Source organism: Dysgonomonas sp. Shenzhen-Wh21, assembly GCF_043392705.1.
In the GTDB taxonomy this organism is placed as follows: Bacteria; Bacteroidota; Bacteroidia; order Bacteroidales; family Dysgonomonadaceae; genus Dysgonomonas.
This window is the reverse complement of record NZ_JAIXHZ010000113.1, coordinates 54,032-70,600: the sequence shown is the minus strand read 5'-3', so window position 1 is coordinate 70,600 and position 16,569 is coordinate 54,032. Positions and strand designations below refer to the sequence as shown.

The 16,569-nt window shown below is 38.9% G+C and carries 14 protein-coding genes, 1 tRNA gene and 1 pseudogene; 7 read left to right on the top strand and 9 right to left on the bottom strand.

Annotated elements, in window-relative coordinates; translation table 11 throughout:
* A pseudogene (locus LDB17_RS07420) lies at positions 1-1,069 on the top strand (glycoside hydrolase); the annotation flags it as partial.
* Positions 1,070-1,154: 85 nt separating this feature from the next.
* Here LDB17_RS07420 and uxuA read toward each other — a convergent pair.
* The 6 genes from uxuA to LDB17_RS07390 form a co-directional block, all read right to left on the bottom strand.
* Positions 1,155-2,327, bottom strand: coding sequence for a mannonate dehydratase (gene uxuA / locus LDB17_RS07415; RefSeq protein ID WP_252636834.1), 1,173 nt, complete (start codon positions 2,325-2,327; stop codon positions 1,155-1,157).
* A 30-nt stretch (positions 2,328-2,357) separates the two neighbouring features.
* Positions 2,358-3,173 carry an SDR family oxidoreductase gene (locus LDB17_RS07410; protein WP_252636836.1) on the bottom strand — a complete coding sequence of 272 codons (816 nt, stop codon included), beginning with the start codon at positions 3,171-3,173 and terminating at the stop codon, positions 2,358-2,360.
* Positions 3,170-4,234: a substrate-binding domain-containing protein gene (locus LDB17_RS07405; RefSeq protein ID WP_252636838.1), complete on the bottom strand. Its 1,065-nt coding sequence runs from the start codon at positions 4,232-4,234 to the stop codon at positions 3,170-3,172. Before LDB17_RS07405 ends, LDB17_RS07410 begins: the two co-directional genes overlap by 4 nt.
* A gap of 180 nt (positions 4,235-4,414) precedes the next feature.
* A complete protein-coding gene (cbiB, locus tag LDB17_RS07400) occupies positions 4,415-5,359 on the bottom strand; it encodes an adenosylcobinamide-phosphate synthase CbiB (RefSeq protein ID WP_252636840.1) in 945 nt (314 codons plus the stop codon).
* Positions 5,350-6,354, bottom strand: a complete 1,005-nt coding sequence (locus tag LDB17_RS07395; RefSeq protein ID WP_252636841.1) for a threonine-phosphate decarboxylase — start codon at positions 6,352-6,354, stop codon at positions 5,350-5,352. The genes cbiB and LDB17_RS07395 overlap by 10 nt, the downstream gene beginning before the upstream one ends.
* Entirely contained in the window at positions 6,351-7,865 is a 1,515-nt protein-coding gene (locus tag LDB17_RS07390; RefSeq protein WP_252636844.1) for a cobyric acid synthase, read from the bottom strand. The genes LDB17_RS07395 and LDB17_RS07390 overlap by 4 nt, the downstream gene beginning before the upstream one ends.
* 185 nt (positions 7,866-8,050) lie before the next feature.
* Here LDB17_RS07390 and LDB17_RS07385 point away from each other — a divergent pair, with 185 nt between their 5' ends.
* The 5 genes from LDB17_RS07385 to sucD all read left to right on the top strand — a co-directional run bounded on the left by LDB17_RS07385 (position 8,051) and on the right by sucD (position 13,440).
* Entirely contained in the window at positions 8,051-8,713 is a 663-nt protein-coding gene (locus tag LDB17_RS07385; RefSeq protein WP_252636845.1) for a B3/4 domain-containing protein, read from the top strand.
* Between the two features lie 11 nt (positions 8,714-8,724).
* Complete coding sequence (locus LDB17_RS07380; RefSeq protein WP_393924968.1) at positions 8,725-10,185, top strand: NAD(P)H-hydrate dehydratase; 1,461 nt, start codon at positions 8,725-8,727, stop codon at positions 10,183-10,185.
* A 426-nt stretch (positions 10,186-10,611) separates the two neighbouring features.
* Positions 10,612-11,118: an RNA polymerase sigma factor gene (locus tag LDB17_RS07375; RefSeq protein ID WP_135104981.1), complete on the top strand. Its 507-nt coding sequence runs from the start codon at positions 10,612-10,614 to the stop codon at positions 11,116-11,118.
* A gap of 266 nt (positions 11,119-11,384) precedes the next feature.
* On the top strand, positions 11,385-12,521 hold the full coding sequence (gene sucC / locus LDB17_RS07370; protein WP_252636849.1) for an ADP-forming succinate--CoA ligase subunit beta: 1,137 nt from the start codon (positions 11,385-11,387) through the stop codon (positions 12,519-12,521).
* Between the two features lie 46 nt (positions 12,522-12,567).
* Positions 12,568-13,440: a succinate--CoA ligase subunit alpha gene (sucD, locus tag LDB17_RS07365; protein ID WP_252636851.1), complete on the top strand. Its 873-nt coding sequence runs from the start codon at positions 12,568-12,570 to the stop codon at positions 13,438-13,440.
* Between the two features lie 79 nt (positions 13,441-13,519).
* Here the strand turns inward: sucD and LDB17_RS07360 are convergent, their stop codons facing one another.
* From LDB17_RS07360 to LDB17_RS07350, 3 genes are all read right to left on the bottom strand, one after another.
* Complete coding sequence (locus LDB17_RS07360) at positions 13,520-13,957, bottom strand: Hsp20/alpha crystallin family protein (RefSeq protein WP_006843112.1); 438 nt, start codon at positions 13,955-13,957, stop codon at positions 13,520-13,522.
* A gap of 309 nt (positions 13,958-14,266) precedes the next feature.
* Positions 14,267-14,518, bottom strand: a complete 252-nt coding sequence (gene rpsT, locus LDB17_RS07355) for a 30S ribosomal protein S20 (protein WP_006843113.1) — start codon at positions 14,516-14,518, stop codon at positions 14,267-14,269.
* Between the two features lie 40 nt (positions 14,519-14,558).
* Positions 14,559-14,630, bottom strand: a tRNA-Glu gene (locus LDB17_RS07350).
* Positions 14,631-14,877: 247 nt separating this feature from the next.
* Here LDB17_RS07350 and LDB17_RS07345 point away from each other — a divergent pair.
* Positions 14,878-16,563 carry a peptidoglycan DD-metalloendopeptidase family protein gene (locus LDB17_RS07345; RefSeq protein ID WP_252636852.1) on the top strand — a complete coding sequence of 562 codons (1,686 nt, stop codon included), beginning with the start codon at positions 14,878-14,880 and terminating at the stop codon, positions 16,561-16,563.
* Positions 16,564-16,569: the final 6 nt, after the last annotated feature.

Sequence of the window (16,569 nt, the reverse complement as noted above, 5' to 3'; positions counted from 1 at the left end):
AATTCTTCTGCCGCCATTCCGCCCTTATTATCCGGGGCAAGGAAGTGCCTATGTAGGTATACTGGATGCTTTTATGGATAATAAGGGCGGAATGGCGGCAGAAGAATTCGACGGTTTTTGTGACGAAATAGTCCCACTTTCGATTATGCCTAAATACTGCTGGAGCAATAACGAGATATTTACAGCCGAGATAAAACTAAGCAACTATTCGAAGGAAGCTCTCTCGAAAAAGAATTTGTCATGGACGCTAAGCAAAGCGCATAGCAATGTAAATGTAGCCAGAGGAGAATTTCCTATCAATATTTCTCAAGGTCATTTAGGCGAAGTAGGAAAAATAAAAGTACCTCTTCAAGATATAAATACGGCAACTCAACTCGTATTAACATTACAGACAGGCCCTCATGTAAATAAATACGATATATGGGTATATCCCGATAAGCAAGTATCTGTAAAATCGGATATAAAAGAAGCTTCGAGCCTGAAACAAGCTCTAGACTTGCTACAGCAGGGACATAAAGTATTATATATTCCCGATCATAAAGAAGTAGAAAAGCTTTCTGTGGGAGGATTGTTTACTCCCGACTATTGGAATTACGCTATGTTCAAGAATATTTCGGAATGGTTGAAAAGGGATGTGTCTCCGGGAACACTCTCTATATTGACAGACCCTTCCCATCAGCTATTCAAGGAGTTTCCGACTGAAACACATAGCAACTGGCAATGGTGGATTATATCAAAAAACTCAAGACCTTTTATTCTCGACAGAACCCCTAAAGATTACAAACCGTTGGTGCAAGTAATTGACAATATAGAGCGTAACCACAAACTTGGATTGATATTCGAAATGCAGGTTGGTAAAGGAAAATTGCTTGTTTGTATGTGCGATCTGAAAGCTATTAGCGACAAACCCGAAGGAAAACAGTTTGGGCAGGCTATAATCGATTATATGAGTTCTGCCGACTTTAACCCTGCAAGTGAATACACAGCAGAAGATATAAAAAGCCTGTTTAGCACTTCTATAAAAGAGAAGAAGATTGTAGGAGTAAAGAATATTACTACCTATAAGTAGACAGGACTTATCATTCTGAATGAAATCAAGCATCTCATATCCGATAGAGAACGTTCGTTACATTCAGAATGACAAGCTATAATAATTACTGATATAGCGTCTTAGCTATCCCCTGTTCCAAACCCCGAAGCTCAGCCAAGCCTCTGAGGCGACCAATACAGGAATACCCCGGATTGGTTTTCTTGTTCAGATCGTCAATCATCTGATGTCCGTGATCGGGGCGGAAAGGAATAGATATATTACGTTGCTGTTGTATTTCCAAGAGTCCTTTCATAACGCCATACATGTCCACATCGCCTTCGAGATGATTTGCCTCATAAAAATTGCCCTCCGCATCACGCTGAGTAGAACGTAAATGCACGAAGTTGACTCTGTCACCCAAGCGTTTGATCATATTAGGCAAGTCATTATCGGCACGCACACCGAATGAGCCCGTACAAAAACATAGTCCGTTTGAATTGTTAGGCACAGCTTCAACCAATTTATTAAAGTCTGATTCCGTGCTCAGAATACGTGGCAATCCGAGAATCGGATAAGGCGGATCATCGGGATGAATAGCCAGCTTCACACCGACCTCATCGGCAACGGGCGCAATCTCTTTTACAAACTCTATCAGGTTTTTTCTTAGCCTATCTGCATTTATATCTCTATAACGGTCGAGCTGCGCTTGGAACTCTTCAAGGGTAAAACTTTCTTCTGCACCCGGTAGTCCGGCAATCATATTACGGACTAATAGGTCTTTATCCTCCTGCGTCATTTCTTCGAAACGTTTCTTCGCTTTAGCAATATCTTCAGATGAGTATTCTTGCTCTGCACCGGGACGTTTTAGTATGAACAATTCGAACGCCATAAAAGCAGCACGCTCGAAGCGTAAGGCCTTCGACCCGTCGGGCATTGTATAAGCCAAGTCGGTACGTGTCCAATCCAGCACTGGCATAAAATTGTATGTCACAATCGTAATGTCGCATTTAGCTAGATTACGAATACTTTCTTTATAGTTATCAATGTACTTTCGGTAGTCTCCTTCCTGCGTTTTTATATGTTCATGCACAGGGATACTTTCCACAACAGACCACCTGAGACTGGCACTTTCAATTATATCTTTGCGCTTTTGTATTTCTTCCACTGTCCACACTTCACCATTCTTGATATGATGCAGTGCGGTTACAATTCCTGTTGCCCCTGCTTGCTTTATATCCGACAATGATACCGGGTCATTTGGCCCGTACCATCTCCACGTTTGTTCGCTAAGTATCATATATTATTTTTTTCTTATATTCAGTATATATCAAATAGTAAATGAATCGAATCCTCCGTCTACAAGAAGAATAGAACCATTTACAAAACCCGACGCATCGCTTACCAAATAGTGAATTGAGCCTAACAGTTCATCCGATTCTCCAAATCGACGAAATGGCGTATGTGCTATAATTGACTTTGCCCGATCGGTATACGAACCATCGGGATTAAGCAATAGCGAACGATTTTGCTCAGTAATGAAGAAGCCCGGAGCAATGGCGTTCACCCGAAAATTATCCCCAAATTTGAGAGACAGCTCTCCGGCCATATACTTTGTAAAATTGGCTACAGCAGCTTTTGCCACACCATAGCCCATTACACGAGTTAACGGGCGAAACGAAGACTCAGAAGCAATATTGATTATGTTGCCTTTGCCATTGTCTACCATCGCCTTTGCAAAAACCAAAGTAGGTAATACCGAACCAAAGAGATTGAGATCCATCACATCTCGAAATGCAGTAACATCGATATCGAAGATTGTTTTATCAGGTGGAATAGTAGCACCCGCCATATTCCCTCCGGCTGCATTTATGAGCACATCTATTTTGCCATATTTGCGGACTATCGCTTCTCTATTTTCTTCAAGGTTGGCTTTGTTCAGAACATCCGACACAAAGAAAGCCGCCTCATTGCCCGCTAGTCTTATTTTCTCAGCAAGGGCTTCTCCCTTTTCTTTAGAGCGTCCCAGAATAACAACTTTAGCACCCTGCTCTGCTAAGTATTCTGCCATCTGTGCACCTAATATACCATAGCCTCCTGTAATGGCTACAACCTTATCTTGGATATCGAATATGTTTTTTTTCATAGTTTATAATTACTGTAATAGTCAACGTTTTCTTTTATGAGTATATCTATCGGCATATAGTTTACTTTTTCGGGAACTTGCTTGAATAAGAAATAGTTCCCCATTGCTTTCAGAGCATCATATCCTTGCAGCTCGGGACGCTGCGAAAGGATGAAAGATATACGTCCATCCCTCAATCCTTTTATGTTTCGTTCGATGGCGTCATGCCCGACTAACCTAATCTTATTTTGCTGATCGGCATCAAGTTTTTCTAAGAGGGTAACCAGTTCATATATTCGTGAATTAAGAACGATCCCTCCAACCAAACCCTGACTATTATTGATAATATCTTTGACCTCAAGAAGAGTCATCGTATAATCATCGGGGTTAATTTCAATATGATGGATATTCCCCCTAAAGTTGTTATTCTCGAGATATTCCATAAATCCGTTTTCACGGGTTTTCATTTGTACAGATATCTCCTTATATCTGAAACGTATATGAGCTATTATGATATCAGCTGCTGTTCCTACCTCGTTCAATAAAAGCTTAGCAGCGATAACTCCTGTACCGAATGAGTCGCCGCCAAAGTAAGATAGGTCTTTTTGCCCCGATATACCCGAATCTATATAAATGTATGGCATGCCTTTAGCGTCCAGTTCTTTTGACAACTTGATAACATAATCGCCAAACAGAGTAGCAATCAACACGCCGTCAAACTCTTTCTCCTTAAATGAATTAACAGCATTGACAAAGGAAAAGCGATCATATTGATTGAAAAGGAAGTACTCTGTGCTTATATTGAATTTCTTCAATTCATCTGTAGCTTTATCGACGCCTTCACAGACCAACTGCCAATAATCGCCGAAAGAATAAGTGGGCGCAAGAATAGCAAACTTGTAACTCTTCTTTGATGCCAGAAAGCGGGCGACCATATTCGGCTCGTAGTTTATTTCTTTCAGAACCTTTTCAACTTTGGCTCTTTTCTCTTCTGATACCCTTCCCCTATTGTGCAGTACCCTGTCGACCGTACCGGTGGAAACACCAGCCATGCGGGCTATATCTATAATTCGTATATTCATATTTCGATAGAAACTGTATGTCTGTATACATATTACTTGATTGCAAAATTAATCTTTTAAGATTAGCAAACAATATGTGTGCGCACACATATTTAAACAATAAAATATAAACAATTGATTACGAACGGATAAATAATATCATTATGCTAAACAACATATTTTAGATGAAAGGTCAATTATTTAAAAGTACGACAGCAAAAACAGATCGACACATACCGCAAATACCATTAATATCTCCGTACGGATATTGACCCGAACAGCAATTTTAAGATCTGTGTAAGTCAGTTCTTTATCATTATATCCGATATAAGGCTTTTCGACCCGTTGTCCGAAATAGACATTCGATCCACCAAAGCGACAATTAAGAATACCGGCTAAAGCAGCCTCGGGATAGCCAGAGTTGGGGCTTGCATGCTGAGAGCCAAACTTTCGGACAAACGATAACAATGATATTTTTCCACTTACGACTATCATCAGTAAAGATGTTAAACGTGCAGGAATATAATTTGCAACATCATCTATCCGTGCAGCCCAACATCCAAATTGCTTATACCGATCGCTCTTATATCCAATCATAGAGTCTAACGTATTGACCATCTTATAGGCAAACATGCCGGGTACACCCAAAAGTATAAACCAAAATAATGGAGCAATAACTCCATCACTAAGATTTTCGGATAATGTTTCTAACGCAGCCGTACGTATCTGCTGCGGCGACAAAGCAGAAGTATCACGTCCTACGATACGGGCAACCTGTTTTCGTCCTTCTTCGACCGAAGAGTCGACAGCCACAAAGACATTTCGGACCTCATCTATCAAAGTCTTACCTGCAAGGCAAAAGAAAACCACGACAGAAGAAAAGGCTATAGACAGATATGGATTTACATAATCCAATCCTTTAATAATAAAGAAAAGAACAAGGAAACTCGATAAAATCAGAATAATAGAAAATAAAGCTCCTTTCATCATTCGTTTATTTCCTTTGTTGAGTTGCTTTTCGCCCCATGCTATAATTTTACCCATAGCCACTACTGGATGGGGCAACCAGCGGGGGTCGCCAAACAATTTGTCGGCAGTCCAGCCTATCAACAAAGGCAAAAGAGTATACAAGAGTTTTATATCCATCCTTTAATTGCTTTTACAAACGTATCATTTTCTTCGGGCGACTGTGTTGCAACACGGAAATAATGTTCATTCAAGCCATAAAAATTAGAAGCATCACGGATTAGTATGCCATGTTTTTGAATCAAATATTCTTTTAGTTCCGAAGCTTTTTTATCCGTCAGCCGGCATAAGAAAAAATGTGTATCGGTATCATATACCTCTAGTGTTTCTATCTGTGATAATCCCTTATGGAAGCGTTTTGCTTCTGCAATATATTCTTCTACGTTTATTATCTCAGCTCCATTCTCCAATAGGAATTTACCCGCCTCTATCGCCAATCCGTTTACAGACCAAGGCATACAATATTTAGAAATCAATGCCAATGTTTCTGAACAGGCCGTTATATATCCCAACCGAAGTCCGGGAATAGCATAACGCTTTGTCATAGAATGCAACAATATCACATTCTTGTATTGCATTGCTTCTGATACAGAAAACAGCGATTTGGTTGTAAAATATTCATAAGACTGATCTATAACAATATATTTCTCAGTATGAGATATGATATATTCTTTCAACGTCTCTTTATCTGTAACTGTTCCTGTAGGATTGTTAGGGTTACAAAGCCAAACGATATCTGCTTGCTCCGGGACATCATCTATAGATTTTACCATACTGACAACATGGTCATTTACCAAACAGGCGTCTCCGTATTCGCTAAAGGTAGGGTGAATAACAGCAGAGTGTTTTCCTCTAAAAGCCTGAGCTATCATATAAATGGCTTCGGTAGCACCATTTGTTATGCAGATATTATTTGTAGCTACTTGGTTTTGATCTGCTATCAGTCTCGAAAGAGAAATTGCATCCGGCTCGGGATACGAGTGTATCGACGCTATACGAGAACACAAATAGTCATCCAATACAGACAAGTCCTGCCGGGTATATATATTAGAACTGAAATTACTTACGATTTTCTTACCGTAATTATATATATCGTCTCCGTGCCCGTTGATCATGATAAGCCGTTGTTATCTGTCATTATTTTATAAACCAAATCCATATCCACATGCTTACGAACATGGTCTGCCAACTTATTGTATTGTTCTTCTTTAAACGCCTTGAAATCGAAAGGCGTATCGGATAGTTTATCGGCATAAGGAGATAAAAGATAATCTATAACTACCCCATTGTCCAAGATACCATGTATATATGTACCAAAACATTTCTCACTTACAAAATACCCGTCTCCCCTACCATCTTCCAGTCTATTTAAAGAAGCTTGTTTTGCATTCTCTACCGGAGTAGTTGCTCCCATGTGTATTTCGTAGCCTTCACATACAGATTGGGTATTCAAGAAAGAGAACTTCACCTGACGGGTTACTTTTTCGCCTTCCATCTGTGTTGTTATAGGCAGTAGTCCTAGTCCGGGTAAGCGTTCTATATTACTTTCCACGTGATTGGGATCGCAAACCTCCTGCCCCATTATCTGATAGCCGCCACAGATACCGACTACTGTTGCTCCGTTTTTATGGGCTTTTACAATACTTTGGGCTACACCGTTGCGACGGATCTCGTATAAGTCGGAAAGAGTACTCTTACTGCCGGGTATGAGCACGATATCTGCTTTTTCTATTTCATCTGTATTATTGGTATAATAAAGATGTACACGCGGGTCACGCTCCAATACATTAAAGTCAGTAAAGTTAGACAAGTGCCTTAGTAATACGACTGCAACATTCACCTTCCCATGTGTGGCCTGAAGATTCTTTGTTTGCAGCATCACAGAGTCTTCCTCTTCTATATAAATATCCTTATAGTATGGCACAACGCCAATTACCGGTATTTGGCAAAGGTCTTCTATCATCTTAACACCCGATTCGAACAAGCGGATATCTCCCCTGAACTTATTGATAAGAATACCTTTTACATGCTTTCTTTCTTCTTCGGTGAGCAACATAATAGAGCCATAGACAGAAGCGAAAACACCACCCCGATCTATATCCGCCACCAATATTACATCGGCTTTGGCATGTATAGCCATTGGCATATTTACCAAATCGACAGCCCGCAGATTTATCTCCGAAATACTGCCTGCACCTTCCATCACCACAGGATTGTATCGCTGTGCCAAACGGTCGAATGCATCATTTACCTCTTTGCGGAGTTGCTCTCTGCCTTCCACTCTAAAGTACTCATAAGCGTGTTGATTACCTACCGGCTTTCCATTAAGCACAACTTGACAAACCTTGTCTGTAGTCGGCTTCAACAGCAAAGGATTCATATCCGTATGGCAAGGTACGCCCGCAGCTTCGGCCTGTACAGCTTGTGCACGCCCTATCTCCAACCCTTCGGGTGTAGCATAGGAATTCAACGCCATATTTTGCGCTTTGAAAGGTGCAGGACGATAACCATCCTGTAGAAAGATACGGCAAAACGCCGCAGTGATTATACTTTTACCCACATCGCTGCCCGTTCCTGCAAACATGACAGGATGAAGCTGCTTTGAGGCTTTTTGAGAATGAGACATGAAAAATGAACTATAATTTACGAGTGGTAAAGGTAGAACTTTTATCTGTGAAAAAGTGTATCTTTGAGTGTATCAATTTATCTATTATATATACGTGGAACAAAAAAGGTGACAGATCAGAAACATACAAACACCTGTTACTTTTGTTACTTTTGTCACCTTTTTCTCTAAAATAACTTTGTATCATGATAAGAATAAACATATCGGAAGAGATCAAGAACCTTTGGCCCGACTTTCACGGAGCTGCTATTTTTGCGAAGGTAAAAAACACTCTCCACAATAAGGAGTTGTGGGATGAGATCAACATATTATCGGAAGAATATAGAGCAAATCACGAGATAGAAGATATAAAAAAGAATCCGGCTATCGCAGCCACCCGAGAGGCATATAAGAAGTTTGGGAAAGACCCCAATCGCTATCGCCCGTCTGCGGAAGCCTTATGTCGTCGTATATTGCGCGATTTACCATTATACCAGATCGATACATTGGTTGACCTCATCAACCTTGTTTCGATAAAGACCGGATACTCGATAGGTGGATTCGATGCAGATAAAATACAAGGAGACAGCTTAATATTGGGAATAGGCAAAGAAAACGAACCTTACGAAGGTATCGGAAAAGGTATATTAAATATAGAAGGGTTACCTGTATACCGTGACTCTTTAGGAGGCATCGGTACACCAACAAGCGACCACGAAAGAACAAAACTAAGCGTAGAAACAACTAATTTCTTGGCTTTGATAAACGGGTATAGCGGAACGAATGGTTTGAAAGAGGCTGCCGAATATATGCAGGCCTTATTGAAAAAATATACAGACTCGGAAAAAGATAAGATAGTCTATTATTAAATGGAACGACCATGAAAATATTAACAGGCACTCAGATAAAAGAAGCGGATAGATATACGATCGAACATGAACCGATAAGTTCTATCGACCTGATGGAAAGAGCTTCTAATGCTATTGCTGAATGGATATGCAACAATATAAGTAAAGCCTTTCCCCTCTTATTCCTCATAGGAAAAGGAAATAACGGCGGCGATGGACTAGCTATTGCCCGCATTTTGTTTCATGCAGGGTATGACTGTTCGGTATATCTTCCATTCGATAAAGAGCAACTGACGAGTGAATGCGCGATCAATTTAGAACGGCTCCCTTCTTATATTGAAAGGGTTACAGATATAAATAGAATTTCCAATAAACAGATCCTTATAGATTCGTTTTTAGGAACAGGTGTAAAAGGTACTTTGAAAGAGCCTTTATTGTCTATTATCAGAAAAGTTAACTCATTACCCAATAAGGTTATTTCCATCGATCTTCCGTCGGGTATGATGAGTGAATTCGGTAATACGGATCAGACGGTTATAAAAGCGGATATTACCCTTACCCTAGAGTTTCCCAAACTTGCCATGCTTTTGCCTAAAGCCGGAGAGTATTTCGGAGAAATAATAACCCTGTCGATTGGGCTTAGCAGAGAGTATATAGAGAACGCCCCATCGCTATACCACTATATTACAAAAGAGTATATACAAAGTATAACACTCAAACGAGAAAAATTCGGACATAAAGGTACTTATGGTCATGCTTTACTTATTTGCGGATCGAAAGGAATGGCTGGTGCAGCCACCTTAGCCACAGGTGCAGCCCTACGCTCGGGATGCGGATTAGTTACTACACACATATCTTACAACGAGCGCTTTGCAATACAGGCAAATTATCCTTCAGCAATGCTCAGCCTCGATGATGAAGATTACTTCTCTTCTGTACCCAAAGATTTATCCAAATATACCGCAATAGGCATCGGCTGCGGACTTGGACAGAGACACCAGACAGGCGAGGCATTCAAAGAACTACTGACTACTTCATACAAACAACCCTTTGTAATCGATGCTGATGCACTGAATATATTAGCAGACGATTACCATATAAAGCAGCGAGTCCCCGAAAACAGTATTCTCACGCCTCACCCGGGAGAGCTCAAGCGTTTGGTTGGAGAATGGCACGATGAGGAAGAAAAGATAAACCTTGTGAGACGCTATGCAGCCAATATAAAGTCGATTATTATCGTGAAAGGAGCACACACGATGATATGCTTACCCGATGGCAATTGCTATTTTAATTCTACAGGAAATAGCGGCATGGCCAAAGGTGGTAGTGGAGACGTGCTCACAGGATATATTACAGGATTATTAGCAAGGGGATATAGTAGTGCTCATGCTGCAATACTGGGAGTATACGCACATGGACTTGCCGGAGACAAAGCTGCTGCGAAATGGGGTATCGAAAGTATGAATAGCAAAGATATTATCGACTTCCTTTAACGAAGGAAATACAAAAAAAGAAGCCCGCAAAATCACATCGCAGACTTCCTGTACCTTAACACAAACTTTACAAACTACACATTCTTATAACGACGTGCAGAATGAAAAAGTTCATGATTTCTAATTAATTAACAATATATTTATCTATTATTCTTGAAAAATATAAGAAATATTATACGCTTATCACAAGTAAATCTACACTAACCAAATAGAATAAATCTATATATAATAGATAAGCTCATAATAACGAATAACAAACTCGAAAACAACAATATATAGACGACCTCAAATAATATAAAATAAATAAGCCTAACAATATTAGTTGCAAGTGCAATTGTTTCAATAATATTCATATCTTTGTTATACCAATCACAAAGTTGTTACTTACGCACTATAATAGCTCCTCATAATTAAAAGAATAAAATTATGGAAGCTAAAAAACAGGCATTGGAAAAGAGCTTGATAAGTCTACAAAGCAACATGCTAAGCTTTGCTTTTAGATTAACATCGGATAAAGAAGATGCAAAGGACCTTACTCAGGAAGCAACCCTTAAAGTATTGAGCAGCTTTGATAAATATTACGATAATATCAACTTTAAAGGATGGGTCTTCACGATTATGCACAACATCTTTGTGAATAATTATCGCCAAGCCCTTCGCAACCAGACTATCGTTGATCAAACTGAAAATTTATATTGGATAAATCTCGCTCAGAATTCAGCTTCGGATTCTCCTGAAGATGCTTATTCATATATAGAAATATATAAGGTATTGAATACATTTAATGAAGAACATCGGGTTCCTTTTACAATGCATCTATCGGGCTATAAATATGAAGAAATAGCTAAAAAGATGAATCTACCATTAGGCACAATAAAGAGTCGTATCTTTTTTGCCAGAAAAAGGCTGCAAGAGTTACTCAAAGACTATTAATAAAACTATCAGTTCACATCCTGAGTCAGCATCAATATAAGATAAGGGCATATTTTGGAAGACAGAATATGTCCTTATCTTATTATAACAATTGTTCTTCAATAAAAGCCTATATTCGGTTCTTATCGCTAGAAAAACAAATACTTATAAATATTTTCTATAGTTCATACCCCTATAAAAAGTAGAAAACATATATCATTTATCAAAACTTCCTGCTAATTTTAGATTTTGTAGTTTGTAGTAGTGAACACTAAAAAATTATACCAATGAAGATACACGAATACCAAGCTAAAGATTTATTCTCATCCTACGGTATCCCTGTTAAAGAACAAATACTATGCTATGAGCCTGGAGAGGCAGCAGTTGCATACGAAGAGTTGGACAAGGAATGCGTAGTAATAAAAGCACAAGTATTAACCGGAGGTCGGGGCAAAGCCGGAGGAGTAAAACTCGCAAAAAGCAAAGAAGAAGCCAAAGATCATGCAAAAAATATTCTTGGACTAACCATCAAAGGTTATCCCGTTACGAAAGTCATCGTAACTGAAGCCGTAGACATAGCGTTGGAATATTATATGAGTTTTATAATAGACCGAAATACAAAGTCAGTCATACTAATGATGTGTGCCGAAGGTGGAGTAGATATTGAGGAAGTAGCAGAGAAGACTCCTGAGAAAATTTATAAATTTGCGATAGACCCGTTGGTTGGGCTGCCCGACTATCTTGCCCGCAAATTTGCCTTTGTCTTATTTCAAGACCTAAATCAAGTAAATCAAATGGCTTCTATATTACAGAGGCTATATAAATTATTCATAGATAAAGATGCATCACTAGCTGAAATTAATCCGCTGGTTACCACCAAAGACGGAAAACTATTGGCTGTGGATGCAAAAATGACATTCGACGATAATGCCTTATATCGTCAGCCGGAAATACTGAGCCTTTTTGAGCCTACGGAAGACGAAAAAGTAGAAACAGCAGCCAAAGAGAAAGGATTCAGCTTTGTAAGACTCGATGGAGAGATCGGTTGCATGGTAAACGGAGCCGGACTGGCGATGGCTACAATGGATATGATAAAACTATATGGCGGTGCCCCTGCAAACTTTCTTGATATTGGAGGAAGCTCCAACCCCAACAAGGTAATAGATGCTATGACTCTGTTATTGAAAGATCCAAAAGTAAAAGTTGTGTTGATTAATATATTTGGTGGTATAACTCGCTGTGATGATGTTGCGTCGGGTTTACTTTCTGCCTTTGAGCAACTAAAAACAGATATTCCTGTGATTGTACGCCTTACAGGCACAAATGAAAAAGAGGGAAGAGAAATGTTGATCGGAACTCGATTTAAGGTTGCAGAAACAATGGGCGAAGCCACCCGAATGGCAGTGGCAGCCTCCAAAGAATAAGCTTATTGCTGATATTAAGTAATGATCAAAGCTAAAAAAGAAAAATATGAGTATACTTATAAATGAATCAACACGATTGATCGTACAAGGAATTACCGGGAGAGACGGTAGTTTCCATACAAAAAAGATGTTAGAATACGGAACTAAAGTTGTAGGCGGAACTACTCCAGGAAAAGGAGGAACCGATATCCTTGGTGTTCCAGTATTCAATACTGTCGCCGATGCTGTAAAAGCAACACAAGCAAACACATCTATTATATTCGTTCCGGCACGCTTCGCCGCAGATGCTATTATGGAGGCGGCTGATGCAGGCATCGCACTTATTATCTGCATATCCGAAGGTGTTCCCACATTAGATGTAGTCAAAGCACACCGCTTTGTACAAATGAAAGGAGCTATGCTTATTGGCCCTAATTGCCCAGGACTAATGTCTCCTGAAAAAAGCTTGGTGGGAATATTACCCGGACAAATATTTAAGAAAGGGAATATCGGAGTTATCAGCCGTAGTGGAACTCTAACTTATGAAGTTGTATATCATTTAACAGCAAATGGTATGGGACAATCTTCAGCAATAGGAATGGGAGGAGACCCTGTTGTAGGATTATACTTCCGTGAATTACTGGAGATGCTTCAAAACGATCCGGACACAGATGCCATTGTTATGATTGGAGAGATTGGCGGAAACGCAGAAGAACAAGCCGCCGAGTATATAAAGAAGCATGTAACAAAACCCGTAGTTGGCTTTATTGCCGGGCAATCGGCTCCTCCGGGAAAACAAATGGGACATGCGGGAGCTATTATATCGAGCGGATCGGGTACTGCAGCCGAGAAAATTGCAGCATTAGAGGCTGCGGGCGTCCAAGTAGCTAAAGAACCATCGGAAATACCGGGTATATTAAAAGAAAAGTTGAAGAAGTAAAGATGATTACAACATAAAACAGAAAGAGGTTGCCTAACTTGGCAACCTCTTTCACTAAAAACCCTTTGATAAAACGAAGTTATTTAATTTCAATCTTTTTTACCTTATCCTCTAATGCCTTATTTAACTTCGGTAAAGTGATTTGCAATACTCCGTCTTTTTGTGAAGCTTCAATACTTTCTGCATCAACGTTCTCAGGTATTGCAAAACTACGTGAGAATGAAGAGGCCCTGAACTCTTGACGTAAAACTTTTTCGTTTTCATCTTTTTCTTCACTCTGTGTTTCACTCTGCGCCGAAATTTTAAGAACGCCCTTTTCTATCTCTATTCTTACGTCCTCTTTCTTAAATCCGGGTATAGACAATTCAATATTGAATGATTTGTCATTTTCAGTAATATTTGTTGCCGGAAGATTTCCTTCAACAAAGCTGAATAAATCATCATTCAAATAATTGCTAAAGAATGTAGGGAAAAAGCTCCCACTTCTGTCAAATTTTCTAATTAATTGATTTTTCATTGCTGTATCCTCCTTAATTAAATTAATTTTTATCTGTTATTACAGAATCTAATTTCATCTATAAATACAAATGCAAAAAGTAGGCCACACTGCAATTGTGTCATAAAAACAAATAAAAAAAATCGAACAAAAAAAAAAAGCAAACATCTAATAATCAGAACACATACCTAAAAAACAAAAAAACAAACGAGACATTCTGTCAGATACAAGAAAAACTTCTATATCCAACGTATAGAAGTTTTTATAAATTAATAAAGGCTAAACCTATCAAAAGTCTAGCCTCTATCTATAATAGAATATTAGTATTATTTACAGAGAATGAACGTGAGCAGCTAATTTTGACTTCAAGTTTCCTGCTTTATTCTTGTGAATCACATTTTTCTTAGCTAGTCTGTCAAGCATAGAGCAAACTGAAGGATATTGCTTTTGAGCCTCTTCTTTATCAGTCAGTAAACGAAATTTACGAACTGCATTACGAGTTGTTCTAGCTACATATCTGTTTCTCAAGCGTCTTGTTTCTGCTTGTCTGATTCTTTTTTCTGCTGATTTATGATTTGCCATATCGACTAATCCTTATATTGTTATTTTATTTCTTATTAAGTAGCCCATAGGGGAGTCGAACCCCTCTTTCAAGAATGAAAATCTTGCGTCCTAACCGATAGACGAATGGGCCATCCTGTGGAGCTTCTCTGTTTTGCAGTATCATTCTCCCTTGATTGCGGATGCAAAGGTAAGGCATTTTTGGTTATGTGCAAATATTTGCGGCTATTTTTTTCTAAAATATTTCACACAAAACGATAGACTCCTGATAGTCAATAACATTATTTGATCAAGAAATAGTAAAGAATATCCATTAACAAACAAAAACTTGTGAAGGTCTCCATATTCTCCTATTTTTGTAATGAATTTATACAAAACACATGAAGAAAATTTTAATATTTTTATCCCTTATATATGCATTTAACGCTGTAGCGCAGAACGCCTACAGGTCTCCACTTGATATACCGCTAATCCTCAGTGCTAACTTCGGAGAACTCAGGCCAAACCATTTTCATTCCGGTATTGATCTAAAAACCGAAAGAGTGGTGAACAAGCCTGTGTATGCTATGGAGGACGGATATGTATCCCGTATCTCTGTTTCGGCATCGGGCTATGGACTTGCACTTTATATAGACTACCCTTCCACCGGACAAACAAGTGTATACGGACACCTCAATAAATTCGCACCCAAAATATCAAAATTTATAAAAGACAAACAGTATGAGCGTGAAAGCTTCCACATAGACATCACATTAGGAAAAGAAGAAATTCCGGTAAAAAAAGGTGAGCTTGTTGCCTATAGCGGAAATACAGGATCTTCAGGAGGGCCACACGTACACTTTGAAATAAGAAACACTGCAAATCAAATAGCCATTGATCCTTTGGAATATTACAAAGATGCTATAACAGACACGCAAGCACCTCAAATAAAAGGAATAGCGATATATCCTATAAATGAAAAAGGTGCAGTAGATTTTAGCCGTCACCCTTACTTCAGAAATGTTCCCATGCTAAAGAATGGAGCTTACGCCACATTAAAAGACACAGCAGAAGTATGGGGGAGAATTGGATTTGGAGTTTATGCGAATGACAGAATGGATGGTACTTCAAATATATATGGCGTAAAAAAAGTCAGACTGTTTTGTGACGACAAAGAAATATTTTCTTCTAATTTATCTCATGTAGATTTTAAGCAAACCCGGATGATTAATAGTATGACAGACTTCGATTATTGGAGCCGGAGGAGAATTTTCTATCAAAAATCTTACATTGAACCGGGTAATAAACTCCCTTTTTATAAATCGGTAAATAATGGGCATATTGATATAAAAGAAGAGCGGGTATACAATCTTCGTTACGAACTTGAAGATATGTATGGGAATCAAACAAACTATTCGTTCAGCGTAAAAGGGAGAGAGCAAACGATCCCTCAGAAGAGAACTTGCTCGCAACGCATGGTATGGAACGAGGAGAATAGCTATTCAACAGAATCATTCAGCATCTGCATTCCCAAAGAATACCTGTATGATGACCTGTGCTTTATGCTAAAAAAAAATCGGTCAGAAAAGTATCTTGCTGACTTATACAGAGTCAATGACATACATGTTCCCTTGCAAGATTATTGCAACATTACAATAAAATTAAAGAAAGACACCTTATCCAATAAATCTCAATATGGCATTGTACGCATCAAGGGGAATAACGAAATCTGGATAGGGGGAACATATAAAGAAGGAAAAATCATTGGACGGATAAGAGAACTTGGAAACACATACACCATTGATGCCGACACCAAGGCCCCGACAATCACACCCATTCAACCCGAAAGATGGGCCAGACATGCTACAATAAGAATCAAATTATCGGACAACCTCAGCGGTATAGCTTCATACAAAGGCACAATCAATGACGCATTCGTATTGTTCGAAAACGATGTAAAATCTCCGATCTATTCTTATAAGTTCGATTCTTCACGACTGAAAAAGGGACAAATGCAAAAATTAGTATTCACAGCAACGGATAAGTGCGGAAACACTTCAACGTACCGGTATGAATTTAAGTATTAGAAATTG